This window comes from Vibrio sp. 10N.222.54.E6, from assembly GCF_041473955.1.
GTDB classification, from domain to species: Bacteria; Pseudomonadota; Gammaproteobacteria; order Enterobacterales; family Vibrionaceae; genus Vibrio; species Vibrio tasmaniensis_A.
Genome location: NZ_JBFRTD010000100.1, coordinates 1 through 216, shown reverse-complemented (window position 1 = coordinate 216; position 216 = coordinate 1). Strand labels below are relative to the sequence as shown.

The 216-nt window shown below is 39.4% G+C and carries 1 pseudogene; it reads right to left on the bottom strand.

The features are described from left to right. A pseudogene (locus AB4513_RS24705) lies at positions 1–134 on the bottom strand (IS4 family transposase); the annotation flags it as partial. Between the last annotated feature and the right edge of the window lie 82 nt (positions 135–216).

Genomic DNA, 216 nt, shown 5'->3' with positions numbered 1-216 from the left:
CGTCTTATGCTCGCTTTATTAGTTTCAAGAAGAGCTTGTTCTATCCACTCAATCTGAATGGCGTCGACAACAGATTCATAATTATCGGCATCTTCAATGGTCTCATGTGCCATTGCTAATTCTTGTTCAAGCATAAAAAAATCCCCATCAACGTTGTTGATGGGGATTATCTGCTAACTGCAAGATCGTTCAAGTCTTCTTAAACGATCGGCATTA